The organism is Streptomyces sp. NPDC029138 (assembly GCF_055564375.1).
On sequence record NZ_JBVHWM010000015.1, the window covers coordinates 1 to 26,737 of the forward strand.

26 protein-coding genes are annotated in these 26,737 nt (G+C 70.0%); 12 read left to right on the plus strand and 14 right to left on the minus strand.

The genetic code is table 11. From position 1 onward, the window contains the following. Window positions 1–155: 155 nt before the first annotated feature. From ACZ4WH_RS15415 to ACZ4WH_RS15425, 3 genes are all read right to left on the minus strand, one after another. Entirely contained in the window at window positions 156–3,986 is a 3,831-nt protein-coding gene (locus ACZ4WH_RS15415) for a S8 family serine peptidase (protein WP_468180487.1), read from the minus strand. Between the two features lie 606 nt (window positions 3,987–4,592). Continuing rightward, complete coding sequence (locus ACZ4WH_RS15420; protein WP_468180489.1) at window positions 4,593–5,342, minus strand: SDR family NAD(P)-dependent oxidoreductase; 750 nt, start codon at window positions 5,340–5,342, stop codon at window positions 4,593–4,595. 584 nt (window positions 5,343–5,926) lie between these two features. Beyond that, complete coding sequence (locus ACZ4WH_RS15425; protein WP_468180491.1) at window positions 5,927–6,895, minus strand: LysR family transcriptional regulator; 969 nt, start codon at window positions 6,893–6,895, stop codon at window positions 5,927–5,929. Window positions 6,896–7,029: 134 nt separating this feature from the next. On the opposite strand from ACZ4WH_RS15425, the gene ACZ4WH_RS15430 reads away from it, so the two are divergent. Further along, on the plus strand, window positions 7,030–7,788 hold the full coding sequence (locus tag ACZ4WH_RS15430; protein ID WP_468180493.1) for an SDR family NAD(P)-dependent oxidoreductase: 759 nt from the start codon (window positions 7,030–7,032) through the stop codon (window positions 7,786–7,788). Between the two features lie 449 nt (window positions 7,789–8,237). After that, on the plus strand, window positions 8,238–8,654 hold the full coding sequence (locus tag ACZ4WH_RS15435) for a hypothetical protein (protein WP_468180494.1): 417 nt from the start codon (window positions 8,238–8,240) through the stop codon (window positions 8,652–8,654). 114 nt (window positions 8,655–8,768) lie between these two features. Here the strand turns inward: ACZ4WH_RS15435 and ACZ4WH_RS15440 are convergent, their stop codons facing one another. Further along, window positions 8,769–9,113: an ArsR/SmtB family transcription factor gene (locus ACZ4WH_RS15440; protein WP_468180496.1), complete on the minus strand. Its 345-nt coding sequence runs from the start codon at window positions 9,111–9,113 to the stop codon at window positions 8,769–8,771. Window positions 9,114–9,408: 295 nt separating this feature from the next. Here ACZ4WH_RS15440 and ACZ4WH_RS15445 point away from each other — a divergent pair, with 295 nt between their 5' ends. The 6 genes from ACZ4WH_RS15445 to ACZ4WH_RS15470 all read left to right on the plus strand — a co-directional run bounded on the left by ACZ4WH_RS15445 (window position 9,409) and on the right by ACZ4WH_RS15470 (window position 14,813). Further along, a complete protein-coding gene (locus ACZ4WH_RS15445) occupies window positions 9,409–10,149 on the plus strand; it encodes an SDR family NAD(P)-dependent oxidoreductase (protein ID WP_468180498.1) in 741 nt (246 codons plus the stop codon). Between the two features lie 254 nt (window positions 10,150–10,403). Next, window positions 10,404–11,618: an NAD(P) transhydrogenase subunit alpha gene (locus ACZ4WH_RS15450; RefSeq protein ID WP_468180500.1), complete on the plus strand. Its 1,215-nt coding sequence runs from the start codon at window positions 10,404–10,406 to the stop codon at window positions 11,616–11,618. Between the two features lie 2 nt (window positions 11,619–11,620). Then, window positions 11,621–11,941: an NAD(P) transhydrogenase subunit alpha part 2 gene (locus ACZ4WH_RS15455; RefSeq protein WP_468180502.1), complete on the plus strand. Its 321-nt coding sequence runs from the start codon at window positions 11,621–11,623 to the stop codon at window positions 11,939–11,941. Beyond that, a complete protein-coding gene (locus ACZ4WH_RS15460) occupies window positions 11,934–13,334 on the plus strand; it encodes an NAD(P)(+) transhydrogenase (Re/Si-specific) subunit beta (RefSeq protein WP_468180504.1) in 1,401 nt (466 codons plus the stop codon). The genes ACZ4WH_RS15455 and ACZ4WH_RS15460 overlap by 8 nt, the downstream gene beginning before the upstream one ends. A 263-nt stretch (window positions 13,335–13,597) precedes the next feature. Next, window positions 13,598–14,083: an ATP-binding protein gene (locus tag ACZ4WH_RS15465; protein ID WP_468180506.1), complete on the plus strand. Its 486-nt coding sequence runs from the start codon at window positions 13,598–13,600 to the stop codon at window positions 14,081–14,083. A gap of 64 nt (window positions 14,084–14,147) precedes the next feature. Further along, window positions 14,148–14,813, plus strand: a complete 666-nt coding sequence (locus ACZ4WH_RS15470; RefSeq protein ID WP_468180508.1) for an SDR family NAD(P)-dependent oxidoreductase — start codon at window positions 14,148–14,150, stop codon at window positions 14,811–14,813. 231 nt (window positions 14,814–15,044) lie between these two features. On the opposite strand, the gene ACZ4WH_RS15475 is transcribed toward ACZ4WH_RS15470, so the two are convergent. Then, the gene (locus ACZ4WH_RS15475; protein ID WP_468180510.1) at window positions 15,045–16,460 is read right to left on the minus strand and encodes a dihydrolipoyl dehydrogenase family protein; all 1,416 of its coding nucleotides are present in this window, start codon (window positions 16,458–16,460) and stop codon (window positions 15,045–15,047) included. Window positions 16,461–16,876: 416 nt separating this feature from the next. Continuing rightward, on the minus strand, window positions 16,877–17,425 hold the full coding sequence (locus tag ACZ4WH_RS15480) for a carboxymuconolactone decarboxylase family protein (RefSeq protein ID WP_468180513.1): 549 nt from the start codon (window positions 17,423–17,425) through the stop codon (window positions 16,877–16,879). Between the two features lie 136 nt (window positions 17,426–17,561). Between ACZ4WH_RS15480 and ACZ4WH_RS15485 the strand changes: the two genes are divergently transcribed. Next, window positions 17,562–18,179, plus strand: coding sequence for a CGNR zinc finger domain-containing protein (locus ACZ4WH_RS15485; protein ID WP_468180515.1), 618 nt, complete (start codon window positions 17,562–17,564; stop codon window positions 18,177–18,179). A 626-nt stretch (window positions 18,180–18,805) separates the two neighbouring features. On the opposite strand, the gene ACZ4WH_RS15490 is transcribed toward ACZ4WH_RS15485, so the two are convergent. Then, window positions 18,806–19,288: a GNAT family N-acetyltransferase gene (locus ACZ4WH_RS15490; RefSeq protein WP_468180517.1), complete on the minus strand. Its 483-nt coding sequence runs from the start codon at window positions 19,286–19,288 to the stop codon at window positions 18,806–18,808. 405 nt (window positions 19,289–19,693) lie between these two features. Between ACZ4WH_RS15490 and ACZ4WH_RS15495 the strand changes: the two genes are divergently transcribed. Next, window positions 19,694–19,843 carry a hypothetical protein gene (locus tag ACZ4WH_RS15495; protein WP_468180519.1) on the plus strand — a complete coding sequence of 50 codons (150 nt, stop codon included), beginning with the start codon at window positions 19,694–19,696 and terminating at the stop codon, window positions 19,841–19,843. 110 nt (window positions 19,844–19,953) lie between these two features. Then, window positions 19,954–20,970, plus strand: a complete 1,017-nt coding sequence (locus ACZ4WH_RS15500) for an ATP-dependent DNA ligase (protein WP_468180521.1) — start codon at window positions 19,954–19,956, stop codon at window positions 20,968–20,970. 466 nt (window positions 20,971–21,436) lie between these two features. Here ACZ4WH_RS15500 and ACZ4WH_RS15505 read toward each other — a convergent pair whose 3' ends face one another. The 3 genes from ACZ4WH_RS15505 to ACZ4WH_RS15515 all read right to left on the minus strand — a co-directional run bounded on the left by ACZ4WH_RS15505 (window position 21,437) and on the right by ACZ4WH_RS15515 (window position 23,532). Further along, entirely contained in the window at window positions 21,437–21,934 is a 498-nt protein-coding gene (locus ACZ4WH_RS15505) for an allene oxide cyclase barrel-like domain-containing protein (protein WP_468180523.1), read from the minus strand. A 62-nt stretch (window positions 21,935–21,996) separates the two neighbouring features. Beyond that, a complete protein-coding gene (locus ACZ4WH_RS15510; RefSeq protein ID WP_468180525.1) occupies window positions 21,997–22,419 on the minus strand; it encodes an Ohr family peroxiredoxin in 423 nt (140 codons plus the stop codon). A 66-nt stretch (window positions 22,420–22,485) separates the two neighbouring features. Then, window positions 22,486–23,532: a hypothetical protein gene (locus ACZ4WH_RS15515; protein WP_468180527.1), complete on the minus strand. Its 1,047-nt coding sequence runs from the start codon at window positions 23,530–23,532 to the stop codon at window positions 22,486–22,488. Between the two features lie 195 nt (window positions 23,533–23,727). Here ACZ4WH_RS15515 and ACZ4WH_RS15520 point away from each other — a divergent pair, with 195 nt between their 5' ends. Further along, complete coding sequence (locus tag ACZ4WH_RS15520; protein WP_468180529.1) at window positions 23,728–24,180, plus strand: MarR family winged helix-turn-helix transcriptional regulator; 453 nt, start codon at window positions 23,728–23,730, stop codon at window positions 24,178–24,180. Between the two features lie 58 nt (window positions 24,181–24,238). Here the strand turns inward: ACZ4WH_RS15520 and ACZ4WH_RS15525 are convergent, their stop codons facing one another. The 4 genes from ACZ4WH_RS15525 to nthB all read right to left on the minus strand — a co-directional run bounded on the left by ACZ4WH_RS15525 (window position 24,239) and on the right by nthB (window position 26,709). Beyond that, entirely contained in the window at window positions 24,239–24,964 is a 726-nt protein-coding gene (locus tag ACZ4WH_RS15525; protein WP_468180532.1) for a hypothetical protein, read from the minus strand. A gap of 91 nt (window positions 24,965–25,055) precedes the next feature. Continuing rightward, complete coding sequence (locus tag ACZ4WH_RS15530) at window positions 25,056–25,436, minus strand: nitrile hydratase accessory protein (RefSeq protein ID WP_468180533.1); 381 nt, start codon at window positions 25,434–25,436, stop codon at window positions 25,056–25,058. Then, window positions 25,433–26,032, minus strand: a complete 600-nt coding sequence (gene nthA, locus ACZ4WH_RS15535; RefSeq protein ID WP_468180535.1) for a nitrile hydratase subunit alpha — start codon at window positions 26,030–26,032, stop codon at window positions 25,433–25,435. The genes ACZ4WH_RS15530 and nthA overlap by 4 nt, the downstream gene beginning before the upstream one ends. Then, window positions 26,029–26,709 (minus strand): nitrile hydratase subunit beta, encoded by a 681-nt coding sequence (nthB, locus tag ACZ4WH_RS15540; protein WP_468180537.1) that lies wholly within the window; start codon window positions 26,707–26,709, stop codon window positions 26,029–26,031. The genes nthA and nthB overlap by 4 nt, the downstream gene beginning before the upstream one ends. Window positions 26,710–26,737 lie beyond the last annotated feature (28 nt).

The following is a 26,737-nucleotide window of genomic DNA, read 5'->3' on the forward strand; positions in this document are numbered from 1 at the left end:
CGGTACGGTCCCCGAAACAGGTTCCCCATTGTCCCCGGAGCCTCCTCCCTAGGGGAACCCCCCCCCCCCCCCCCGCCCCCGCCCCCCCCCCCCCCCCTCCCCCCCCCCCCCCCCCCGCCGAGTGAAGGCACGCGCGCGTCAGCGTCGTCCGCGCATCACGCGGTACCGCGGTGCAGGTACGCCCGATCCACGGTCTGTCGCACGCTGTTGCCGGCGGAGTCCGTGGCGGTCACGCGCAGCGTCACATAAGCGTCGCCACGCACGTTCGCCGGCCGTTCCACGGTGGCCGTGAACTGTCGGTCGCCGCCGTGCCGCGCCGTACGCGCCGTGGTCCAGGTCTTCCCGTCGTCGTATGACGCCTCGGCCTTCAGACGCACGCCGCGCGGGGCGGCCATGCCGTCCTGCATGCGGACGGTGAGGCCCAGGTGGTGTACGCGTGCCCGGCTGACGGCGCCCTGCGCGTCGACCGGTACGCCGTAGTCGAGCTGGAGCAGCGGCAGCCGGGCCACGCCCGTCGTGGTGTCCGAGCGGAACGTCCACGACGTGTGCGTGCTCACGCCGAGGCGCCAGTCGTCCGAGACACGGGCAGTCGTCAGGTCCAGCCGGAACCGGGCATCGCCCGGGGCCACTTCGAAAGTGCCCCACGCACCGTTGTCGGAGACCGCGGCCTGCTCCCCGTTCCGGTACAGCACCGCCGATGCCACGTCGTCGGCAGCGGTCGCCCGGCCGATGCCGAAGCCACCCGTCTCCGAGAACGCCCAGTGACCGGCGTCGGAATCGGTGAACTCCGGGACGTACACGGACAGGGTGTCACCGTTGCGGACCGACGGCTGAGACCAGCCGCGGGGGATGGAGGGACGGACCGGCGCTCCGAACCAGCGCTCCGTGGCGCGCTGGCCGGGCCGGTAGGTACGCGGCGCGTTCCGCATGCCGGCCGCCAACGGCAGGTCGGGTTGGTCGACGACGTCGTGGTGCACGACGTGGTTCCACGCAGTGTCCCCGCCGGTCACGTACTCGACGCGCTCCCGGCCCACCGGGACCTGGCGGCTGTACTGGTTCCACGCGGTCGCCTGGTACGGGCGCCACCCGAAACGCTGCTCGCTGGCCCAGAGCGAGGCACCGGTGCGGGTGTACGTGCTGCGCACCACGGCGCTCTCCCGCTCGGAGACGGTGTGCACGACCCGCTGGGGGACGAAGTCCTTCGACACCTGCATCACGTCGTACAGATACGGGCTGCGCACCGTGCCGGAGAGTGTCACCGTCGTGGTGCCCTTCTTGACGCGTTCCAGCAGGGCGGTGCCGTCCTTCCAGGAGGCTCGCATGCTGGGCAGGGCCGTCCGGTCACCCGTCGGCTGCCACCGGGTCCAGGCGCTGCCCTGATCCTGCGGCCACACCATCAGCAGCGCCTTGGCCCCCGCCTTCGCGGCGGACCGGGCGAGTTCCGGCTCGGTGACGGAGAAGTCGTACCGTACGACGGCGAGTTTCCCGCGTGCGCCGCGGAAGTCGGGCGCCGACGACGTGCCCGCGTCCACGGCGGTCAGCCGGGCGCCGCGGTCCGCGAACGCGGGGGAGTGAGCCTCGTAGTACGGGACGAACTCCCGGGAGCTGCCGGAGACCTTCGCCCGCAGTTGCGGGGCCACCATCTGCCAGCGCGAGGAGAACTCGAAGGCGCCGTCGGTCACCCGGGAAGTCGGGGTGACATAGAGGCGGGAGACGTCGTCGAAGTACATGGCTCCCTGGATGAGCCCGCGACCGTCGATCCGGCGGTACACGGTGGTGCTGAGGATGCCGCGCTGCTCGGCGGGGCGTGGTGTGCGGATGTGCACCTCGGTGGCCTTCGCGGCGTTCAGCGTCACCGTCCGGTCCTCGGTGACCCTGACCTCGGGGGCGACGACGGTGCCCGCCTCGCCGCCGTGATCGGTCATGTCGTAGAAGGCGGAACTGACGTAGTACGTGCCCTCCTCCACCAGGGCGACATGGGCCTGCCGGTCCGCGTAGTCCACGAATCCGTCGGGGCCCCATATCGTGGGCAGCCAGTCCGGCATCACCTTGCCGTCGCGGTCGCGGTAGAGCACGGTCAGCCGGTGCTGCGGGGCGTGCACCGCGAGGGAGACGGTGGTGTGGGCTAGTACGGCACCGTCCGCGGACTTCGCGGTGAGGTACCCGTAGAAGTTGCCGCGGACCGCGTGCCGGGCGTCGGTGCTCAGCGGTACCTCGGCCGTGGTGCCGGGGGCGAGCCGCACGGTGTCGGAGCCGAGGCTCACCACCCCGTCCGGGAGCGCGCGACCGGACTCGGTGGCCAGGCTGAGGGCCAGGGAAAGCGTGACCGGACGGTCGCCCGAGTTGGTGTAGCGAACGGTGGCCGACTGCTGTCGCCCTCCTGAGCCGCCCGTCCGCAACGGGGCGAGGGAGACGGAACCGCTGGCCCTGACAGGGCCGATGGCCGCGGCCACGTCGATACGGCCGCCGCCCTGTTCGGTCACCTGGGTGTGGGGCACGGTGTGCGCGGTGCTGATCAGCGCGTCCTTGAGCTGCTGGGCGTCCCAGTCCGGGTGCTGCTGGGCCAGGAGCGCGGCGGCGCCGGCGACGTGCGGGGTGGCCATGGATGTCCCCGACAGCGCGACGTAGTGGGCGTCGACCGGGTCGCCCAGGGTGGTGCCGGACGCGCGGGCGGCGGTGATGCCGACTCCGGGGGCGGTCACGTCGGGCTTGACCGCGCCGTCGCCCAGGCGCGGGCCGCGGCTGGAGAACGGGGCGAGGGAGTCGTCACGGTCGACGGCCCCCACGGTCAGCGCCGCATCGGCCGCACCCGGCGAGCTGACACTGGACGGCCCTGTCTCCCCCTCGTTGCCCGCCGCGACGACGAAGAGCGTGCCGCTGGACGCGGTCAGGGAGTCGACCGCCTGGCTGAGCGGATCGGTGCCGTCGGTCGGGGAGCCCGACCCCAGGCTCATGTTGACGACCTTGGCGTGCTCGCGTGTCGCCCATTGCATGCCGTCGATGACGGCCGACTCCGTACCGTAGCCGTCGTCGCCCAGCACCTTGCCGATGAGGAGGTCGGCCCGGGGCGCCACGCCTCGGCGGGTCCCGCCCGACGCGGCGCCACTGCCGCCGACGATCGAGGCGACGTGCGTGCCATGACCGAAGTGGTCGTCCGTGTTGGAACTCTGGGAGAAGTCCTCGGCTTCCGCGATACGACCGGCCAAGTCGGGATGGCTTGCGTCGACACCCGTGTCGAGCACGGCCACCTTGACTCCCTGGCCCTCGTCACCCGCCTTCCAGGCAGTGGGGGCGTTGATCTGCGCGGTGCTGCGGTCCAGTACGGCCTTCACCCTGCCGTCCAGTGACACCCGGGGGGTCAGCGCGGCACGGGCGACACCGGTCGTGCCGCCGGGGTTCAACGTCTTCCAGAAGTTCCCCAGTTGGCGGTCGGCGACCCGAAGTGACCGTGCGTGGATGCTCGGCAGGTTCCGGAAGGGGGTCCCCGGGGTGTTGAGCGCCACGAGCCGGTCGGCGGTGGCAGCGGCGGCCCGTGCCGCCTCAGCGGTGACCCTGGCCCCCTCCCGGGACGGTTCGGAGGAGACGATCAGCGGAAGCGCGGACGTGTGTGCCTCGTCGTAGCCCTGGGAGATCAGGGAGGTCACGTCGAACAGCCGGCGGTCCAGTGTGCCCGCGGACACCAGGGCCTCGGCGTCCAACGGGAGCACGGTCAGCGACTTGTCGTCCTCTTCGAACGTCTCGAAGGGGATGTGCTCGCGACCGGGACCGGGCCGCACCGACGCGGTGCGCCGTCCGCCTGGCAGCGACGTCACGGTCACCTGATCACCGGTGACCAGCCGTACGGTCGTGGAGCGAGCCCCCGGCACGGTCGCGGGGCGAGTGACGGTACCGGTGGTCGCCGTCCGCGTCACGGCGGTGGCGGGTACGACTCCAGCAAGCAGTATCAATCCTGTTGATGTCGCCGCCATGAGGCGGATCTTTGCCATCAGGGAAACACCTTTCGAACAGCCGTAGATCACAACTGTCCGAAATCATTCGGCGAGAAGGCAGGACCTGTCACTGGCGGGAGCTGTCACAGCTGCGACATGTCTCAACGGCGACACGGACTGCGCGGTTTCCTCCAGGCCGTACGGAACCGGAAGGCTCCGACCCCGGTGCCCAGGGTCAGCCACACGTGGGGCAGCGAGCGGTCATCCCTGGTTCGGGTCCGTGGATGTGCAGTTGCGTCAGCAGCCCGGAGGGCGGGCATAGAGCGAAAGGGCCAGCCCGGTACGCTCGTCGGCCACGTGCATCGTGATCTTGTGGCCGCCGCCATCCCCGCGACGGCTGGCCGACGGCACTGCCGACGTCGACCAACGGCTTCCTCTCACCTCGCTGCTACTCACATCGGTCACTGATACGCCGTTGGGATCAGCTGCCCGCGCATCCTCCGCAGCCGTGGTGAGCCCCCGGAGCCGGCGGTGGCCGGACGAACCCGGAGCACCGTGGACGGCCGCACGATGGCTCGGGCTCACCGGCCGGTTGTCAGGCGCGAGGCGCACCTCGTGACAACCGGCCGGTTCACCTCTTCTTCAGCGAGTCGACCGTGCGACTCAGACGGCGGTGCGTCCGCCGTCGACGGGCACGATCGCGCCTTGCACGAAGCTCGCCGCGTCACTCGCCAGGAACGTGATCACTGAGGCGACCTCCTCGACCGTGGCGGGGCGGCCCGCGGGTGCCAGGGCGGCCAGCCCGTCCAGGTCCTCACCCATGCCGGCCGTCCCCTCCGTACGGGTCGGCCCGACGCCGACCGCGTTGACGCGCACACCTCGCGGGCCGTACTCGGCTGCCCACGACTTGGTCAGGAGGTTCACGGCGGCCTTGCTGGACCCGTACAGGGCCATGTCCGCCATGCCGAAGTCGGCCACCATCGTGCTCACATTGACGATTGAGCCGCGTCCGCGCTCCGCCATTGCAGGCGCCAGCTCGGCGACCAGGTAGAACGGCGCCTTGACATTGAGCGCGTACACACTGTCGATGTCTGCTTCCGAGGTCTCCGCCGTGGGCCCGAAGGGGTAGATGCCCGCGTTGTTGACCAGAACGTCGACCTCGCCGCCCATGTCGATCGCCCGGCGTGCCAAGTCGCGTACCGAGTCGGCCGTTGTCAGGTCTGCGGCCAGGAAGTCCGCCTTGCCGCCCCGCGCGCGGATGCCGCCGACCACGGACTCGCCGCGCGATACGTTCCGCCCGGCCACCAGCACGTGTGCCCCGCGCTCAGCCAGCAGGGCCGCGGTCGCCGCACCGATGCCGCTCGTCGCTCCGGTCACCAGTGCCACACTCCCGGCGAGGTATGAAGAATTCATGGTCAAGCGCTCCTTTGGAAAGTTGACTGCGCGCCATAACGTACGCCTTTTCGCGGGCCGACCTGTCCGCGTCCGTGTAGGCAAAGTGGCGGCGCAGATACATGTCAGACCCTCTTAGTGGCCACATTCGTGCAGGTCAGAGCCGTGAGTCCTACCAAGGAGATGCTTGACGAACGGCTTTGTCACCTAATTCATTAATGGCGGCTACCGTTTATCTGCATGGCCGGAGTGGCTTCCAGTCGGGTGGGGAAATCCGGCCGTCCGGCATGAGCCGCCCCTGTGACGACCGCTCTTGTTCTCCGTCGAGACACCACCCGAGGTGCGCATGGCCTGCTACAGGCCGGGCCGGCGGTCCTGGCTCGTCGTCTCTGCGGTCCGCGAACATCGGGCCGTAAGGACGAGCCGAACGGCATCCGCCGGCGGGACCTCCGCGACCTGGTCGTCCGGGCCCGACGGAGACCTGCCGGCTCCTGCCGGACCGTCCCGACACCACTCGGTCAAGTTCGGTAGCGCCTCGGGTACCGCGCCTCGCGGTGTGCTCGAGTGCCCCGCCCGAGAAGTACGCGGTGACAGCGCCAGGATGGTCAGGCGTCCGGAGCGGGAAGTCCCGCGATGAAGCTGGCCAGGTCACGGCGTCGCGACCGGGCGGGCCAGGCCGCCCAGGTACGGCGCACCAAAGGATGGTCGTGCAACGGCTTGAAGAGGACATTCTCAGGGAGCGGCTGCGACCAGTCGGGCGGGGCCAGGGCGAAGGCCTTCTCCGTGGTGACCGCCGCCAGTTTCACCTCCGCGATCAGCGCCTGGTCCTCCGGCGGCTGCGGTCCGAGGTCGAGGCCGAAGCTGCGCAGCACCGAGGTCACCTCGTCGTACCACGCCGGGCTGCCGGAGCGGGGAAAGCTCACCCATTCCAGGCCACGGAGGGTCTCCAGGCGCACGCCCTTGTCGTCGGCAAGCTCCGCGGCCACACTCGCCGCCAGCAGCACTCCGAGCGGTTCCCTGACGATCAGCATGGCATCGAGGTCGGGGTCGGTCGGGCGTTCCCTGAGGAGGCCGATGTCGAGTTCGCCGGATCGGAGTGCCTCCAGTTGTGCCGCCGATGACAGATGGCGGGCCTGGACTCGGGTATCGGGGCACGCGGCTGCCACCTGTTCCATCGCCGGGCCGAGCAGACCGGACGGGAGTTCGAGGGGGATGCCGACACGCAGAAGCCCGCAGCCCGGGCTCGTGAGGCCGGCCATGGTCCGTAGCGCCTGATCGTGCCGAGCGATCACGGCACGGGCCTCGGCCAGGAGGGCCTCACCCTCTTCCGTGGGGCGCACTCCCGTATTGGTACGGATCAGCAGCTTCAGTCCCAGTTGCCGCTCCAGGCTGCTCACGGTCTGGGACAGCGCCGACTGGCTCACATGCAGTCGGCGTGCTGCGGCTGACATACCACGCTCTTCCGCGACGGCGATGAAGGCTCGAAGTTCCCGCAGTTCCATCTGTCCATAGCAACACACGGCACGGCAGCTGGTCATCCGCCCGGTAAAAGCTGCACCGATCGCCGCTCTCATGAAATCTCATGGCCGGCTCGGAATGGCGGTGGGTTTTGCATTGCTGTGGATCCTTGCCATCGCACGGTGGCAGGCAGCCGGGTACCGAGGATGGTATTCAGCGGCATCATTCGAAAGGGTTTCAAGGAGTGACGATGGGTCTGCTGGACGGAAAGGTCGCATTGATCACCGGTGGAACTTCCGGAATTGGGCGCGCCGCCGCCGTTCTGTTCGCGCAGGAGGGTGCGCGCGTGGCTTTCACCGGCCGGCGTGAGGGGGCCGGAAAGGAGGTTGTGGACGAGATCACGGAGAACGGTGGCGAGGCGCTGTTCATCAAGGCCGACGCCACCGACGTCAAGGGCGCCGCTGACGTGGTGGAGCAGGTCGTGAGCCGTTTCGGCCGGCTCGATGTGGCCTTCAACAACGCGGGTACCGCCGCCGTCGGCCCGATCACGGAACTGGATGAGGCCGCGTGGCATCACTTGGTGGACGGCAATCTGAAGGGCTCCTTCTTCTACACCGAGGTTGCTCAGATGAAGCGGCAGGGTCGCGGTGGGGCCATCGTCTTCAACGGATCGGTGTTCGCGGAGCTGGGCACGCACGGCATTTCCGTCTACAGCGCCACGAAGGGCGGTGTGGCGGCACTGGCCCGCGCGGCGGCCGTCGAACTCGGCCCTGACTCGATCCGTGTCAACACCGTCAACCCGACGATCATCCGGACTCCGCTGACGGAGAGCGGGATCACCAGGAACAACGACGGCTCGGAGTACCACCCACACGGTGAGAAGATCCCGCTCGGCCGTATCGGCGAGGCGGAGGAGGTGGCACAGGTGGCGCTCTTCCTCCTGTCCGACCGGGCCTCGTTCGTCACCGGTCAGGCCGTGATGGTCGACGGTGGCCAGAGTGTGAACTGATCCGCCGACCGCGCAAGGTCCGGCCCCGGGGGCAGCACGATCCGCCCTCGGGGCCTCCCCGCCATGGCTGCCTGTCAGACCTGAAGACGCGGCACACCATCACGCCGCAGGTCCGAGAAGTCCCCGCCCGGTCCTTGAGAGGCAGCCCCGCCCGGACGAGGGCGGTCAGACGAGCCGGTGGCGCGGATGCTGTGGCGCGGAGTTCCCGGCGCAGCGGCGGGGGCTGCGCCGGCCGGGGCCGCCCAAGGCCGTGGGCGCGATCGGCCGGTCAGGAGGGTCGCGCTCCGCGCCATCCGCTCGACGTAGGCACAGCTGTGATGCCTGGACGGAAGGTTGCCATGGAGTTCCGAGCGAATACCCCATCCTGTGCCGCGTTGGAAGACACCTGCCCGCGGTCTGCGACTCGAACGTCCGGCGAGACCGCTGTGGTCGCTCCGCTCGGTCGCCCGGTGCGTGAGCGGCCGGAAGGTGCCCCGAGCCTGCGTGCGGAGTGGGATGCGTACCGGGCGCAGGTTGCCGGCCTGTGCACCGTGTCGGCGGACTCCGCGTGGTCGGCTGCTTCGGCTGGGAATATCTGGAATCGGTGGAGCCGGACGGACGTCGCTGAACAGCACGACGCGCTGATCCGCCGACTGGGTGACTGGCCGGCGATCGAAGTGTGGAACGCCGACCTCGCCGTGGCCGTGCAGGCCGCCGAGGCGCAGCTTGCTTCCCTCTTGTCGGCCTGGCTCAGGCTGGATCCGTCCCTGGCGGCAACGCACGAACGGATGCGGATGACCCTCCTCGCCGAAGACATCCGGCGACTGAGGCACACGCTGTCCGCGCTCGGGTCCGCGCGGTCTGCCGCGGAACCGTCGGACGGCTGAGGAGGCCGTAGCACCGGCGAGCGGCATCGGCCTTCGTCCGCCGCTCGGCCGTCGGTCCCCGACGACCGTGACTGGACCACGCCGCGCCGTCGGCGCCTCGCAGCGGGTTCCGCTTCACCGGCGCCGCGGCGGGGGCGGGGATTGCTCTGCCGTCTGCACACTGACCAGACCCAGCAGTCCGGGGAAGCGGTCTTCCAGCTCCCGGCGACGGAGCATCACCTTGCGGCTGTTGCCGTAATCGATCTGTCTGATCAGCCCGGCTTCGCGCAGTACGCGGAAGTGGTGGGTCAGGGTCGACTTGGACACTCTCAGACCGAACGAGGCGCACGTGCGTTCGACGAGGTCCGGCTCGGTGCACAGTTGCTCGACGACGCGGCGGCGGTGCGGATCGGCCAGTGCGGCGAATACGGAACCTATCTCCATTTCATGAGGCGCCGGATGGCCATCGATGTCGGGCACGGCACTCCCTTCCTGCGTGGCGGTTTTCAGCGTACTCCGCGGGGCGGCTGCGTGGAACGTTCTATGCCGCTGCTCGAAGTCACCGGAACCTGGACGGCGAATAGTGCACGGATCTGCTTATGGCCGCCCACGGAAACACTGGGACCAACCGGGAATTCCCAGCTCACGGGGATAGCGGGAAATCTTCGCGGGGTGGCAGCAGATTTGCGGCAGTGAGGGAATCGACCCACAGTGGTACGGAAGTTTTCGTACCTAGAGAGCGCGGGGATATCCGCACTCACCGAAAGGTAATCCCATGCAATTCGAGAATCAGACTGCCCTGGTGACCGGCAGCACCTCCGGTATCGGCCGCGAGGTCGCGCTGCTGCTGGCCGAGCAGGGGGCGTTCGTGATCGTCTCCGGGCGCAACGCCGTCAAGGGCGCGGAGACGGTCGCCGCGATCGAGGCCGCAGGCGGGAAGGCCACGTTCGTCGCGGCCGACCTCAGCGACCTGGAATCGGTGCGCCGGCTCGCCGAGGAGGCCGGGGACGTGGACGTGCTGGTGAACAACGCCGGCGCCTTTCCTTTCGCCCCCACCCTTGAGCAGGGCCTGGAGGCGTTCGACGCGCTGCTTGACACCAACGTGCGCGGCACGTTCTTCCTCACGCAGGCGCTGGTGTCGAAGATGGCCGCCAAGGGCCTTGGGAGCGTCGTCAACGTCACCACGATCGCGGGTCTGAGCGGTGTACAGGGCACGGCCGTCTACGGGGCCTCGAAGGCCGCGGTGGATTCCTTCACACGTACGTGGGCGGTTGAGTTCGGTGGCCGCGGCATCCGGTTCAACGCGGTGGCGCCCGGCCATACCAAGACGGACAACGTGGTCGACATGATCGGCGAGGAAGAGTTCGAGGCCCTGGGGGCCCGGGTGCCCCTGGCCCGGCTCGCGTCGGCGCGTGAGATCGCCGAGGCCATCGTGTTCCTCGCCTCGCCCCGTGCCAGCTACATCACCGGTGTCACGTTGTCGGTGGACGGCGGCTTCATGGCCCTGGGCGTGTGACCGATCGCGGCGCCGGCCGCACCCGCAGCGGACCGCCTCAAGCGGGGGCGGTCCGCTCTTTCTGGCCGGCAGTCGCCGTCGTCGCCTCCCTCACGCCCCCAGCCCACGGCCCGGCCCGAGCGAGGGCGGGCCCGACCGGCCCCGCACCGACCGTCGTGCTCTGCCGCACGTCCAGACGGCCACCCCTATCAGCCAAGTGCCGGTATATCAGCCAAGCGCCGACTCCAACCGGCGGCGTGAAAGGAATGACGTAGATGCACATCGGCGTCCCACGAGAAGTCGTCCCAGGAGAGACCCGGGTCGCCCTCACCCCCAACGAAGTCCGTTCCTTGACCGACGAAGGTCACCAGATCGTCATCGAGCAGGGGGCCGGCCACCGGGCGGGCCATCCCGACAGCGAGTACCTGTCCGCCGGCGCCCGGTCCGGCACCCGCGCCGAGGCATTCAGCGCCGGCATCGTGCTACAGGTGCGGCTCATCGGAGCGGGCGACGCGTCAGACCCGGACCCGGCGCAGGATCTGAAGCTGACGCGGCCCTCGTCCGTACTGGTGGGGCTGGCCAACCCGCTCAGCCACCCCGACCCCGTCCACCGTCTGGCCGAGCACGGCCTCGCGGCGTTCTCCCTGGATCTGCTGCCGCGTATCACCCGTGCGCAGGCGATGGACGTACTGTCCTCGCAGTCCGCTGTCGCGGGCTACCGAGCGGTCCTGGTCGCGGCCGAACGGGCCGACAAGATGCTGCCGATGATGACCACCGCCGCCGGCAGCATCGCCCCGGCGCGTGTTCTCGTTCTCGGTGCGGGAGTCGCCGGGCTGCAGTCCATCGCCACCGCGCGGCGGCTGGGCGCCGTCGTCCGCGCCTACGACGTGCGTGCCGCAGCGCGCGAGCAGGTCGAGAGCGTCGGAGGCATCTTCATCGACCTGCCCCTGGACACCTCTTCGGCCGAGGGGCAGGGCGGCTACGCACAGGCGCAGCAGGAGAAGTTCTACACCCGTCAGCGCGAGGTCCTCGCCGACGAAGTCGCCACTGCCGACATCGTCATCGCTACCGCGCAGGTCCCGGGCAGACCGGCGCCGGTGCTCATCACCGAGGACATGGTGCGCGCGATGCGCCCCGGATCCGTCATCGTCGATGCCGCGGCCGCGCAGGGCGGCAACTGCGCAGTGTCCGTGCCCGACCAGACCGTCGAACTCTCCGGCGTGTCGGTCACCGCGCCCACCAACCTGCCGGCCGGTGTGGCAGCCCACGCCAGCCGCCTGTACGCGCGCAACCTCGCCAACTTCACCCGCCACCTGCTGGGCGAGGAGGGCCGCCCGCGGCTCACTGCCGACGACCCGATCATCCGGGACACCCTTCTGACCAGGGACGGGCAGGTCGTCCACCCCGCGCTGCGCACCCTGTTCGGCCTGGACCCCTCGGACGCCTCAGCCGCGGCAGTCCGGCACGCCGTCACCGCAGAAAGCAACTGATCATGTCAACAGCCATCGAAACCGGCCTGTACGTCCTCGTCCTGGGATCCGTCATCGGGCTGGAAGTCATCCGGCGCGTTCCCGCTCTCCTGCACACCCCACTCATGGCCCTCACCAACGCGATCGCGGGCATCTCGCTGGTCGGCAGCCTGCTGCTGGCCGGCTCCCACCACGGTCCGCTCATCACCACGCTGGGCGCCGTCGCCGTCACCGCGTCCAGCATCAACGTCGTCGGCGGATTCCTCATCACCAACCGCATGCTGCGCATGTTTCGGCCGAGCAACCCGGCCCACGCCACAGGAAAGGCCAAGGCCGATGCGTGACATCGCCATCCCACTGCTGTACCTCGCCTCGGGCACCCTCTTCATTCTCGGACTGCGCGGCATGACGCACCCCCGGAGCGCCCGCCGAGGTCTGCTGCTCACGGCGGTCGGCATGGCAGCGGCCGTGGTCGACACCCTGGTCCACCAAGAGATCGTCGACTACCGCTGGATCCTGGTGGCCGTCGTGATCGGCTCCGTCATCGGTGGCGCCATGGCCAAGTACATGCCGATGACGGCCATGCCCGAACGCATCGCCCTCTCCCACGCGTTCGGCGCGCTGGCGGCAGGACTCGTCGGCACCGCCGAGTACTACGAGCACGCCGCGTCGCTCAGCACCTTCACCGCAGTCGCGCTGATGTGCGAAGTCCTGCTGGGCTTCGTGACCTTCACCGGCAGCCTCATGGCGTTCGGGAAGCTGAAGGGCGTTCTCCCGGGCCGCCCGACGGTCTTTCCTGGCCAGCAGATGGTGAACCTCGTCCTGTTCACCGCAGCGGTCCTCCTCGCCCTCTGGCTGGTCATCGCCCCGTCGGCCGACGCGCGCTTTCCCCTGCTGATCGCCGTATCGGCACTGTTCGGCATCCTGCTCGTGGTGCCCATCGGCGGGGCCGACATGCCCACCGTCGTCTCGCTGCTCAACTCCTACGCCGGGCTCTCCGGCGCGGCGATGGGACTCGTCCTGGACAACAAGGCACTCGTCATCGCGGGTGCGCTCGACGGAGCCTCCGGCTTCCTGCTGTCCGTCATGATGAGCCGCGCCATGAACCGCTCCTTCCGCAACGTGCTGTTCGGAGCCTTCGGACAGATCACGGTCACCGCGGCCGCCACGGCGGACGAGACGCAGGACCGCCCCGTGCGCAGCGCCGGCCCCGACGAGGCCGCCATGATCCTTGAGGCTGCCAGGGACGTCATCATCGTCCCCGGCTACGGCCTCGCCGTCGCCCAGGCCCAGCACCGCATCAAGGAAGTCGCCGAGATCCTGGAACGCGACGGTGCACGGGTCCGGTACGCCATCCACCCGGTCGCCGGGCGCATGCCCGGGCACATGAACGTCCTCCTCGCCGAGGCCGACGTCCCCTACGACCGCATCCTGGACATGGACGACATCAACAGCGACTTCGCCCAGGCCGACGTCGCTCTGGTCGTCGGCGCCAACGACGTCACCAATCCGGCCGCCCGCACGCGTGAGGACAGCCCGATCTACGGCATGCCCGTCCTCGATGTCGCCGCAGCGCGCACCATCATGGTCGTCAAGCGGGGGATGAGCGCCGGTTTCGCCGGCGTCGACAACGAGCTGTACTACCTCGACAAGACCCTCATGCTCTTCGGAGACGCCAAGGACGTCGCCTCCAGCCTCGTCCGCGAGCTGGAGAACACCAGCCTGGAGAAGATCTGACGGTAACGCAACAGGAGGCACTGCCCGAAGCATCCGGCCGCCGGCCCGATCTCGGGTGGTGCCGTCCGTTTCCGGACAGCGCGGCGTTGTGTGTTGAGCCGCGGAGCCGGTTCGAGCAGGTTGCCGCGACTTATACCGGCGTTCAGAAGGCCCTATGGCGGTGCGGTACCGACTTTCGAGCCGGATCGGTTTTTTACAACGACTGACCACTGGGGGGAGAGCGACCCGGCAGAACTGTGCCGCTCCGTCTGCATAGGAGAGCCATGCTTGACCCCTGCACGAGCAACCCTCGCGCATCCCTGCAAAATGAGGCTGAACCCGAGTATCGGCCTGACGCCCATGGACACTCCCGGCTCGCTCAGCTGGTGATGGCGGCCGAGGGACGACTCGTACCGGAGGCGCGCGCGTTCGCCGATGTCTTGTTGCGTCACCGATGCGGGCCAGAGCAGGTGGACAACGTCCGCATCATCGTCGGCGAGCTGATCGCCAATGCCATCCTGCACAGCGGAACGGACAGTGTCACGTTGACGATCAGCAGTGAGGGATCGTGCGTTCTGGTCATGGTCACGGACTTCGGGATCTGGCAGGAGGATGCCGCGGCGGAGTACGGGATGGCGGAAACCGGCCGCGGTCTCGTCATCGTTGAGGCGCTTTCGACTAAAAGGGGCATCCGCAGGGGATCCTCCGGAACATGTGCTTGGGCCACCGTCGCCGATCCGGATACCTTGATTTCTTCAGTCACCCGGTGAAGCGCGTCGCGCAGCCTGGAACTGTGCGAGCAGGCGCGGGGGACGGGCAGTCGTCCCCCGACACGTGCCGCGGCCGTGCTCCCGGGCAGCCGCGGACAGACCTCACACTCGTGACGGGGGCGACCAGCGGCATCGGCGCCGCCGCCGCGGAAGAACTGGCTGGGCCGCCGACCTGAGCGGTGCGCAGGCTGCACGACGGCTGGCGCGCGACGCCTTGACGCTGGGCGGCGGCCGGGTCGACGTCCTGGTCAACAATGCGGGCGTCCACCCCTTCGGGGCGACCGAAGACACCGAGGAAAGCCTCTTCGACACCGTCTACGCGCTCAACGTCAAGGCGCCCTTCTACCTCGTGGCCGAACTCGCTCCCCGAATGGCCGACCGTGGCAGCGGGGCGATCGTCGACGTGACCGCCATTGCGGCTGCGGTCGGTTTCTCGGGCATGGCGTTGTACGGGTCGAGCAGGGCGGCGCTGAACCTGCTCACCAAGGCATGGGCGGCCGAGTACGGACCGCGGGGGGTGCGGGTCAACGCCGTACGGTCCGGTCCCACCCGCACCGAGGCCACCGCGCAGTCCGAGGAGTACCTTCAGACCCTGGCCGCTCAGGCACCCGCAGGACGCCCTGCGTCCGCGGCGGAGATCGCCTCGGCGATCGCGTACCTCGCCGATGACGCGGACGGCTTCGTGCAGGGCGCGGTCCTCCCCGTGGACGGCGGCCGCACCGCGGTCTGACCTCCAGCCCGATCACTTCTGCCGGCCACGGGACCGTCCCGCATACCGGGTCAAGGCCGGAAGTTCGCCGACGCGTGTGCTCCCCACCGAAGCCATCCGCGTTTCGCTGCGCGGCAGGGCGACGACACGGCCGTCGTCGCCCTGCCGCACGATCGTTGCGCGATTCGGCGGACCCGCCGCTGACGTCGACCGGTTCGGACGTCATCCGTCCGGCCGAGCGTCCGGGCAGCCTCAGCCGCTCTCGCGCTGGTGGGCGGCGAGGAGGAAGAGCCAGATCTCGCTGACGGTCGGGAAGCAGGCGATGGCGTGCCGGAGCCGCTTGAGCGGGACCTCACCGGCGACCGCGACGGTGGCCGAGTGCAGTAGTTCGCTGATCCCGGGGCCGACGAAGGTGACCCCGAGCAGAATGTCCCGGTCCAGGTCGACGACCATGCGGGCGTGGCCTTGGTAGCCGTCGGCGTAGAGGTTGGCGCCCTGGGCGGCGTTGAAGTCGACGTCGACGACCTTGACGTGGTGTCCGGCGCGGGACGCCTGCTCGGCGGTCAAGCCCACGGCGCCTGCCTCGGGGTCGGTGAAGAAGACCTGGGGGACGGCGTGCTGGTCGGCAGTGGTGGCATGGTCGCCCCACGCGGCGTCGTCCACCGGGCGGCCGGCGGCTCGGGCGCCGATGGCGTCGCCCGCGGTGCGGGCCTGGTACTTGCCCTGGTGGGTGAGCAGCGCGCGATGGTTGACGTCACCGAGGGCGTACAGCCACTCGCCATCGACCCCGTCGACCAGGCAGGTGGTGTCCACCTCCAGCCAGGAGCCGGGGGTGAGGCCGATCGTGTCCAGGCCGATGTCGTCGGTAGCGGGTGTGCGGCCGGTGGCGAACAGGACCTCGTCCACCTCCACTTCGCTGCCGTCGACGAGGCTGAGTGTGACGGGGCCGGTGGCGTCCGGGCGGCGCAGGGCGGTCACCTGGACACCGATCCGCACGTCCGCGCCGGCCTCGGTGAGAGCGCGTTCGATCAGCTCGCCGGCGAACGGTTCCATGCGGGTCAGCAGGCCACGGCGGGCGAGGAGGGTGACCTGGGAGCCGAGACCCTGCCAGAGGGTGGCCATCTCCACGCCGACCCCTCCACCGCCGATGATGGCGAGCCGGGCCGGCACGGTGCCGGAATCGGTGCCGTTCCGGTTGGTCCAGGGCCGGGCCTCTTCGATACCCGGAAGATCGGGCAGCACCGGCCGGCTGCCGGTGGCGATGGCCACCGCGTGCCGGGCGGTGAGGGTGTGCGGTGCGCCGTCGGCAGGGGTGACCGTCACACGGTGGGGGCCGTCGATCCTGCCGTGGCCGCGGAACAGGGCGGCTCCGATCGACTTCACCCACCGGGCCTGGCCGCTGTCGTCCCAGTCGGTGACGTAGCGGTTGCGGCGGGCGAAGACCTGGTCGGTGTCGAGCCTCCCGGTCACGGTCTGCCGGGCGCCGTCCACGCGGGTGACGTCGGCGAGGGCGATGACCGGCCGCAGCAGTGCCTTGCTGGGTACGCAGGCCCAGTAGGAACATTCGCCGCCGACGAGTTCGCGTTCCACGACGGCCACCGTGAGTCCGGCGGCGCGGGCGCGGTCGGCGACGTTCTGGCCGACCGGGCCGGCCCCCAGCACGATCACGTCCTATGTGCCGTCTCCTTGGGACTCGGATGCTGGAGTCATTGCTGCCTCGATTCATCATGCATGTGTGTGGGCCGGCCAGGTGTTCATCGCGTCACGGACGCGCTCTGTCCGGCCCGCTCGTGCTGATCATCGCCGTGAGACCAACGGTGACAGGGTGTAGGTGCGTGCCGCTGCGAGTGCTGGTGCAGGTGCGGTGGGCGTGAGCACCTTTCCCTTGCCCGGCGTTCCTCTCACCTCCACAAAACCCCACTGCCGGCTCGCTCGCCGCGTTTGTCGGCCGTCCGCGGCCCGGCCGCCGACGGTTGTGAGCCGGCCCGTGCCCTCTGTGAAGGCGGCCTGGCCGTGGCGGGATGGCAGGGGGGTGTGCGGGTCGCCGTCGGCAGGACAGGACCGCGACCCGCACGGCAGGCTCGTCAGGTCGACTGGTGCGGCGTGACGAGAGGGAACTCGTTGTCCGTTTCGGCAACGATGTTGAAGTAGTTGGTCAGGATGTTGAGGGCGAGGTTGCCGACGACCTCGGCGATCTCAGCGTCGGTGACGCCGGCGGAGCGGGCCGACTTCAGCACGGTGTCGTCGACCGTGCCGCGGCCTCGGGCGATGGCCTCGGAGAGGGCGAGCAGCGCGGCTGTGTGCGGGTCGGCCGACTCGGCGTGGCGGGCGCGCTCTATTTCGTCACTGTCGATTTTGGCGACGTTCTTGCCCAGGAAGGTATGGGCGGACAGGCAGTACGCGCAGCGGTTGTACTCCGCCGTGGCCAGTGCCAGGCGCTCTCGGACAGCGGCGGGCAGCACCCCACCCCCGAGTGCGTCCGACAGGCTCATCCAGCCCTTGAGCACGGCCGGACTGTTCGCCATCGCCTTCGCCATGTTCGGCACGGAGCCGACGCTCTTCTTGAGTTCGCCGAGCAGGGCGGCGGCTTCGCCGGTGGCCTCTGCGGGGTTGATCTGGGGCAGCGCTGACATAACAGCTCCTCTTGGGAATCCCATCAACCTAATGGTTGAATCGCTTGCTTCCATTAGGACTATGGTGCACCTCTCTCCTCGGTGTCAAATGGTTGAGTCGGTCGCTTCCCATTAGCCGAGTGGTATGGTCGTAGGCATGGCCAGGACAGCAACCACGAGCGCGGTGCTACTGGGGGAGCCGCTGCCCATCGAACTGATGAACACCGTGACGGTCGACCGTGGCCACCCCCGCGACGCTCTCGCCAGTGACAGCGGCCCCGCTGCCTGGCTGCGCGCGGTCGCGAGCCGTCTCGGCCCGGTGAGCGACCTTGAGGCGGACCAGATCGACGAACACACGGTGCGCCCGGTCGCCGAAAAGCTGCGTGCCCTGCGCGACGCATTGCGCAAGCTGGCAGCCGAGGCCACCGAGGATCCGCGTCCGCCAGCCACCGCGCCCGGGCTGACGCGCCCGGAGGCGATCGCCACACTCAACGCTCTCGCTCAGGTCTGGCCCGAACTCGCCTGGCCCACCGACGGCCAGCCCTCACGCGCATACCGCGGCTCCGGAACGGCTGCGGACCTTGCCGTACAGCTCATCGCCCACCAGGCAGTCGAGCTGCTCACCGGGCCGGACCGTGCTCGCCTGCGCCCCTGCCTCGCACCCAACTGCCTGCTGTACTTCGTCAAAAACCACCCACGCCGCGAATGGTGCTCCCCCCCATGCGGCAACCGTGTCCGCGTCGCCCGCCACTACCGGCGCCACCACACCGCTTAGCCGGGTACGCCGCGCCTCAGCCACCGGCACCGGGGCCGGTTCACGGGCGCATTCTCGTGCGAGAGCGAGGCCGCTCGTGATTTCGCGGCGGCGCCGGTAGGCACGCCCGGGAAAGACACCGGCTCCACCCGATCACCTCACCCAGGACGTGCAGGCAGCGGTCATCGAGCACGTTGAGGCGGAGGGACAGTCGCGAACCGAGGTGGAGTCCGGCGAGAAAGTCGCCCGGCACCTGAAGCCGGCCGCGAGTGATCCCGGCAGCGCCGGTCTGGTGCGAGGTGTCCGGGAAGGTGCATGGGGCCGTCACCGCCTACGCCAAGGCGTCCGTGGCCAATCAGTACGTCGACCCCGATGAGGTCCCAGCCCGGAAGGCGGGCCTTGTGGGCGCGCTCCAGCGTGCCGAGCCCGAGCGAGGCGTAGGTGGCGAAGACGGTGGCGTCGTCGAACGGGCGCACCCAGTCGACCAGTTCCTCCACGTCCGTGGTGCTGGGGAAGGACACCTCCTCACACCCCGCGGGGACGAGCACCAGCACGCGGCCCGCACGGAGTTCTTCGCCGCTCCCGGGTGGCAACGAGGGTGTCGTCAGGGTGGCGGATCGATTGCGACGAGGAGGTCGGGTCGGCGGTTACGGGATCAAGAACTCCAGCTCGGGTCGGTCCCACGCCACTACGGGCGGGTTCGCGGAGGCGGTCCCGGTAAGCAGTGCGCCCACGCTGCGGTAAAAACCCTCGGCCGGAGGATGCGACACCACTCGGACACGGTCCAGCCCCGCCGCGCGCGCCTCGGACTTCATGTGCGTGACGAGCAGCCGCCCGATGCCGCGGCCTTGCGTCCCGTCCTCGACGAAGAGCAGGTCCAGCTCCGGCGGCACGAGGACCAGCGAGTAGAAACCGAGCACCCGGCCCGCCGAATCATCGGTGTCGACGGCCACGAAGACCCGATGTGTTTCGATGTAGTCGGGCCCGACGCGGTAGTCCGCGACCATCGCCGCGTACTGGCCCTCGTAGGCACGCGAGCCGCGCACGAGTCGCGTGAGCCGCTTGGCGTCCCGGGCGACGGCGCGTCGTATGACGGTCTCGCCACGCGTGGACGTAATAGCCGAGTTCATTTGGAGCATATTACGCATCCGGAAGAGGCCGGGGCCTCGGCGCTCCGCACCGGGCGCCCCGGCGACCGCTGAAGCCCATACCGCCGATCCGCCAATCCGGCTTCCGGCGCGGCCGACGCGTCGCGCCTGGATGTGGTGAGCGGCTGGAGCCCAGGAGGAACGCCAGGTAAGCGAAGCCACACCCGCCTCCACTCGTCCCGGAGCCGACCGTGGCGCTGCGCGGTCGGCCCGTCTGCCGCCGGGGGCTTGATCGGGAGCAGCACAGTACGGGTTCGGCGGCCGACTCGGACCGGGCCTGTGACAGCCCGGCCGCAGCGCGGCCTCGGCGACATGCGCATTACGCCGTTCGGGCGCATTCTGAGAGCGGCCCAACCAGGTGCCACAGACCGACCCACGGGAGGTGCTGTGATCCTGTTTGCCCTGCTCGTGCCAGTCCTGGTGATGGCGTTCCTCTTCGTTACGACGGCACTCGAAGAACTCCTCTTCCCACGCACGACGGCCCACGACACCCTTGACGCCCAGGCCCACGGCGTTACAGGCCTGCCGCCTGACTGACCCCTGAACCGGGCCCCTTGTCGGGGGCCCCTTCACGTCACGGAACGCCGCACCGCCCCTTACAGCGGATGCCGAAGGTCAAACCCGCTCGCTACAGGAGGGCGAGCTGGATGGTTCTGAAGCCGCCAGTGGAGCCGATGCTGGCGCAGGCCCGCGACCAGCTGCCTGCGCCCGGAGCCCTGCCCGGTGCTCTCGTCTTCCAGCCCAAGTTCGACGGCTATCGAGCGCTCCTTTTCACCCCGAACCCTGCGCCCGGACCGGTCCTGCTCCAAACCCGCCGAGGTGCCCTCATCCACGCCCGGTTCCCCGACCTGGTCAAGGCCGCCGAGCGCCTGCCGGACGGCCTGGTTCTCGACGGCGAGCTGGTGGTGTGGGCCGGCGAGCAGCTGTCGTTCGAGGCGTTGCAGCGGCGCGCAGCCTCCAGCGGTCGGACAGCTGTACGGCTCGCCGATGAGCTGCCCGCACACTTCATCGCGTTCGATGTACTCCAGATCGACGGCCGCGAGCTGCTCAGCGAACCGTACGAGCGCCGCCGCGCGAGGCTGGAGCAGCTGTTCACCGAGCGTGCGCTCGACCCGCCGTGGACGCTGTGCCCCGAGACGAGCGACGCAGCCCTCGCACAGGACTGGCTCACCTCCTGGACCTCGCTCCCCGGAATCGAAGGCCTGGTCATCCGCGGCAGCCACCAGCGCTACCTTCCCGGAGCCCGAGCGCTCATCAAGATCCGCCAGCGTGATACCACCGAGGGCATCATCGGCGCGATCACCGGCACCCTGAGCCGACCGCAGAGCCTGCTGCTGGGCCGGTACGACCAGGACGGCGAGCTGCGGCCGGTCGCCCGCAGCACCCAGCTGCACCCCGACCACGCCCGACGCCTCGCCGATCAGCTCACCGCTGCCCGGCCCGAGCATCCGTGGCAGAGCGTCCGGTTCACCACGTCATGGGGGTCGCGGACACCGCTCGACGTGGTCCTGGTTGAGCCCGAGCTTGTCGCGGAAATCAACGTGGACACCGCCCAGGACCGGGGGGTGTGGCGGCATCCCGTGCGTTTCGTCCGGATGCGCGACGACATGGCACCCGGAGACGTCCCGGGGTTCGGGGAGGGTGCGATACCGGCCGCCGGATGACGCCCGTCGACGGGAGGCCGTTCCCCAGCCGCACCAGGCGCCGTGCGGCGGCCAGATGGTCGTGGTGGATGCCGCACAAACGCGCTGCGGGGACCCTCACCGCCGCCCAGACCGTTGGCCGACCACCGGTCCGTCACCGCCGGCCGGCTCGCCCTGGCCTCGCGCTGTCCGCCGAGGACCTCGCCGCGGTCGAGGCCGTCGCCCCGCCCGAGCAGATCGCGGGCAGCCGCTACGACGCGACCAGCCTCGCCTTCGTCAACCGCCGACCCGGAGAGGGCGGACTGCCGTACGGCCCCGGGTCTCGCCGGAAGCGCTGGGGCCGTACCCAGCGCTCACGTCACGGCCGCGCTGCGGCCGTACCCACCGCTCACGTCACGGCCGCGCCCGGTCCGTCCAGCCCGCTACCGAGAGCCGGCCGGTCCGCCGCCGACCAGGATCACCTCGATCACCAGGGCCCCCGTGCGCCTCAGCGTTGGAGGTGGACGGTGAAGTGCCGCTCGGTCGCGCCCGCGGGAACGGTGCGGATGAACCCCTGGGCGGTGCTGTAGGCGCCCGAGCCGCCGGTGATGCCGACGTCGACGGAGGACGGGGCGGGCAGGTGCAGCAGTGATTGCGCGGTGAACTGCCCCTCGGGCAGCGCGAAGGTCCCCAGGCACTGGAGGGCGGCCGGGCTCACCCGGGTGAAGGTGCAGACCGAACTGTGATCGCCCACCTTCTCGCCGTCGCGGTAGAGGTCCTCGTGCACGATCCGCTGATCGCCCACGCTGATGCCCGGCTCCCCCAGATCGACGTCCCCGGACGAGGTCTGCTTGCCGACCAGTTCGAAGGTCTTCGCGGGCGGCTTCGCGACGGCCGCGTCGGCCGACGCCGACGCTGTGAACGCCACACCGCCGACGACGGCCACGGCCGCTCCGGCGGCTGCCAGCAGGTAACGCGCCTTGCGTGTTCCGGTGATGTCCGGCATCTCCGCTCTCTTTTCCGTTCATGGGGGTTGGTGGTCCGGTGGGAGGAGTCCGGCCTCCTGGGTCAGACCGCGACGGCGTTGATGGTCACGGGGATGTTGCCGCGGGTGGCCTTGGAGTAGGGGCAGAGCCGGTGCGCGGCATGGCCGAGTTCCACAGCCGTGTCCGTGTCGACGCCGCCGAGTTCCAGGTTGAGCACGGCGGCGAGGGAGTACGCGCCGTCCTCGTGCAGCAAGGTGATCTCGGTGTTGATCGCGGTGCTGGTCAGCCTGATCTTGCGGTCGGCGGCGGCGCGACGCACGGCGCCGAGGAAGCACGCCCCCCACCCGGCGGCGAAGAGCTGCTCGGGGTTGGTCGCGGTGCCGGCGCCGCCGAGTTCCTTGGGGAGGGAGAGGTCGGTCTCCAGCAGTCCGTCGTCGGATCGGGCCCGGCCGCCGTTGCGGCCTTCGCCGGTGACTCCGACCGTCGCGGTGTAGCTGTTCGTCATCACTGTTCCTCTTGGTAGTTGATCACGGGTACGGGAAGTCGGGCCGACTGCCCCGGGAGGGGGGAGTCAGGAGGCAGCGGACGCGCGCCGCCGTTCGCGGCGGCCACGGGGGATGAGCAGCACCGCGGCGACGACGGCCCACAGGGCCAGCGTCAGGGCAGGTCCTGTCGCGTGTGCGCCGTGGAAGTAGCTGAGGTCGGCGATGGCGCGGACGGCGGCGCCGGGCGGCAGCAGTGCGGAGACGGCCCGGGCCGCGGTGGGCAGCAGGTCCGCGCCGATGGTGGCGCCGCTGGTGGCGTTGCCGACGGTGAGGAGCAGGAGGGTGGCGACCGGGAGCCCGATGGGGCCGAGGTAGGTGCCGAGCAGTTTGGTGGTGAAGGCGGCGGCCGCCGCGAGCAGGGTGAGGGTGGCGATCAGGGGAAGGACCGGTGCCGGAACCGCTCCCAGAATTGGCCCCGCGATGATCGCGGCGACGGTGCCGATGGCCGTGGAGGCGCCGGTCAGCAGCCAGAACCGGTGGCGCAGACGCAGGAGGCCGGCCAGGCCGACGGCGTTCGAGCCGAGCACGAAACCGGCCAGGGTGACGCCGAAGGCCAGGTAGAAGCCGGCCAGTCCCCGGGCGTCGAAGTGGGCCAGGGGCCGGACGTCCTCGGTGCCGAGGTGCATGCCCGCGCCCTGGGCGTAGGCGCCGACGAGGGTCTTCACGGCGGATGTGGTGGACGTGCCGTTGGCTCCCGCGACCTCCAGGCGCAGCTCGCCCGGGCCGTCGGTGCTGAGCGCGGCGACGACGTCGTGGTGCTCCAGGGCTCGGCGTGCGGCGTCGGCGTCGGTGGCGGGGTGCACCTCGACGGTGTCGCCGAGTGCCCGGTGAATCTCGCCCGGCAGGTCGGTGCCGGCGACGGCGAGGGGGACGTGATGCGGCTGCGGGTCGCGCTGGAGACCCACGTAGCAGCTGACGAAGGCCGCCACGACGATCAGCGCGATGAGGGCCGGCTGCAACCAGGCCTTCACCGGCGGCCGACGATGGACGGCGGTGTGCTCACCCGGGGCGGGCTCGGCCGCTGTGGAGCGCGTCTGCGGACGCTCGTACGCGGATCCGACGGGGGTTTCCATGACGAGGCTTTCTGACGGGGGGTCCTGGAGTGCGCGGGGGGTCTGCGAGGCCCGCAGGCGCTTGGTGATTTACGAGCATATGCTCCTATCTTGAAAAGGGCAAGTACGGAACTCCGGTCGGCCGCCGGCGGCGCAGCGCCCCCGGCCTGGACGAGCGGTGCTTCTATCATGGGCCCGGAACCCACGGAGGAGATCATGACCAGTACGTCGCCGAACGTCACCGAGCAGTGCAACAACCTGGCGCTGCGCAAGGCGGCGCGGTACCTCGGCGCGACGTACGACAAGGCGCTGGCCCCGGTCGGGCTTCGGGCGACGCAGTTCAGCATCCTGCAGAAGCTCGGTGCGCACGGCGAGATGACGATCACCGCCCTCGCCGACATGATCGCCATGGACCGTACGACGATGGCCTCGAACCTCAAGCCGCTGGCCCGCGAAGGTCTCGTGACCGTCGAGCCGTCGCCGACCGACCGCCGGGCACGCATCGCCGCGATCACGCCGGACGGCCGTGCCCGGATGCGGGAGGCGATGCCCCTGTGGAAGGACGTCCAGGCCCGGTTCGAGGAGGCCTTCGGCGCCGAGGACGCCGATCGCCTGCGCACGTCCCTCGCGGCGATACTGGACACCGGCTTCACACCCTGGGCCGAGTAGGGCACGCCGACAGGCACGCGTCGGGACCCCGGCAGAGGCCCTGACACGTGCCTGTGTGCTACTTGGTCGTGCCCCACAGCTGGCCGGCGGGCACGTGGGACGGGTTGCCCATGAGCCTGGCGACCCGGATCTGCGCGGGTACGCCGGCCCGGTGACGGTGATCGCCGGCCCGGTGGTCACCGTCACCGCAGTCGCCGTGGTCGGGGGAGTCGTGGGTGAAGGTCATCGCGTAGGGGTGCTCGAAGCTCGTGGTCGAGCCGTTCACCAGCGGGAAGTGCCCCTGGGCGGCGGTCGCGGGTGAATCCGCGGTGTCGATGATCCAGACGGTTTTGGCGGAGATCCCGCATTTCTGGAGGGTGAGGCCCTCGTTCTGGTACGCGGTGGTGGCCAGGCCCGCGCACAGGCCGGTGCGCTCGCCGTGCGGCGCGTACTCGACCTCCACCGCACGCAGGGTGCCGTAATGCTGGTTCACCTCGGCGGACACGAGGCCGTCCTTGTGGAAGTCGGACACCAGGCCCGCTCGGTGACCGACGATGTCCCCGGCCGGATCGGTCTTGCTGACGGGCTGCATCACGGTGGGCCGGCCGACCTCCGCCACCCCTCGATACACGGTTTCCACCAGGTTGGGCTGCGCGGACGTGCCGAACTTCGCGCTGTAGATCTGAATACAGCGGTCGCCGCACTCCTGGGTGGCCGCGTGGGCGGCGACCGTTCCCGCTGTGCCGAGGCCACCGACCGCGGTCACCATCGCCACGGCGGCGAGCAGGTTTTTCTTGACGGGCATGAAGGCTTCTTTCGCCGGAAAGGCGGCGCACACTGTGCACGGCTGTGGAGGGCAGGGGCGGGTCGACGCACCTGCCGGTGATCTGACGGGCTCAGTGCGTGTGCGGGTGCGGGTGCGTGTGCGGGTGCGCGTGGTCGTCGGAGTGGTCGTGACCGGGAGGGCGCTGGGCCAGGGTTTCGGCGCGCGCGGCGACCTCCTGCGTCGTCACGGCACACAGGCCGACGAGCACGTCCTCCAGGGCGGCGAGCCAGAGCCGGTAGTAGTTGTAGGGCTCCTCCGGCCCGGCCGTGGACTCCCAGGCCGCGATCCGGGCGACCAGCGCGGCCTGGAACTCGGGCCAGGTGAACGCGCCCGCCTCGTACAGGCTGACGGCCATGCCGAAGGCGCGGCTCTCCCACGGCTCGGCGAACACCAACTCGCCGTTGGAGCGCGGCGGCGCGGCCGGCCCTTGGATGTCCAGGGGCGCGCTCACGGTGCCGCCACCTTCGCCACGCCGACCATCGCGTCCCGCGTCACAAGAGGCACGAGTTCCTCCTCGGACAGCTGCTCGGTTCCGGCCGGACGCTCGGGCAGCACGAGCCAGCGCACCTCGGCGGTGGAGTCGTGGACGGTGATCTGGACGTCGTCGTCGAGGTCGAGTCCCATCTCGGACAGCACGGTGCGCGGCTCCTTGACCACGCGTGAACGGTAGGCGGGGTCCTTGTACCAGCTCGGCGGCAGGCCGAGCACCGGCCACGGGTAGCACGAGCACAGCGTGCACACCACCACGTTGTGGGTGGTCGCCGTGTTCTCCACCACGACGATGTGCTCGCCCTGCGGCCCCGAGAAGCCCAGTTCCTTGATGGCCGCTGTGCCGTCCTCGAGCAGTCGGCGCCGGTACTCCGGGTCGGTCCACGCCTTGGCGACGACCTTGGCGCCGTTGAGCGGGCCCACGTTGGTCTCGTAGGTGGTGATGATCCCGTCCATCGTCTTCGGGTCGATCAGTCCCCGCTCGGTGAGCAGCTGTTCCAGTGCCTCCGTGCGCAGGGAGGGGGGAAGGCGGTCGCCCGTTCCGCTGGTGGTGGTCATGAGGTTTTCTCCAGGTAGCTCTCGTACATCTCGACGGTGAGTGCGAAGGGTTCGGTGTCGGTGCCCCACACTTCGCGCGAGTCGAACCGCACCGAGTAGACGTGCTGCGGGTTCTCGCCCAGGAAGTGCGCGTTGGTGTCCGGCAGGACGTGTCCCGGCTGGATGCGTTCGACGACGCCGACGTGTCCGCGCACGTAGGCCGGCAGCCGGGTGTGGCCGGGCACCGACATGTCCTTGGTCCGTACGCGCTCGCCGACGGCGAACGCCGGCGGGGTGTCCACCGGGCGCAGCGAGCCGGCGCCGACCGGCGCCGCGGTCGGCGCGTAGTCCGGCCGGGGCTCGGGTACGGGAGGTTCTTCCACCTGGCCGCCGCCCAGATTGCGGGCACGGGCGTCGATCGCGCCCGGTGCCAGGGTGGCGCTTTCGGTGAGCATCAGCTCCGCGCCGTTGAGCCAGCGCCCGAAGTAGCCGTCGCCCAGGTAGGCGGTGCGGTCCAGGCGCTCCAGTGCGTGCCGGAAGGCGTCCGGGTTGTAACCGCCGCACGCGATGCGGCTGGAGAGGAGCGCCAGTGCGAAGGCCCGGCCCTGCCAGGGTTGCTCGAAGACCGGTTCGTCGGGCCTCGGCGGGCGAACGGGGCCCCATCCCGGGGTGCCCCCCATATCGGCAATACCATCCATGGGTGACCTCTCTTACACGTGTCCGATA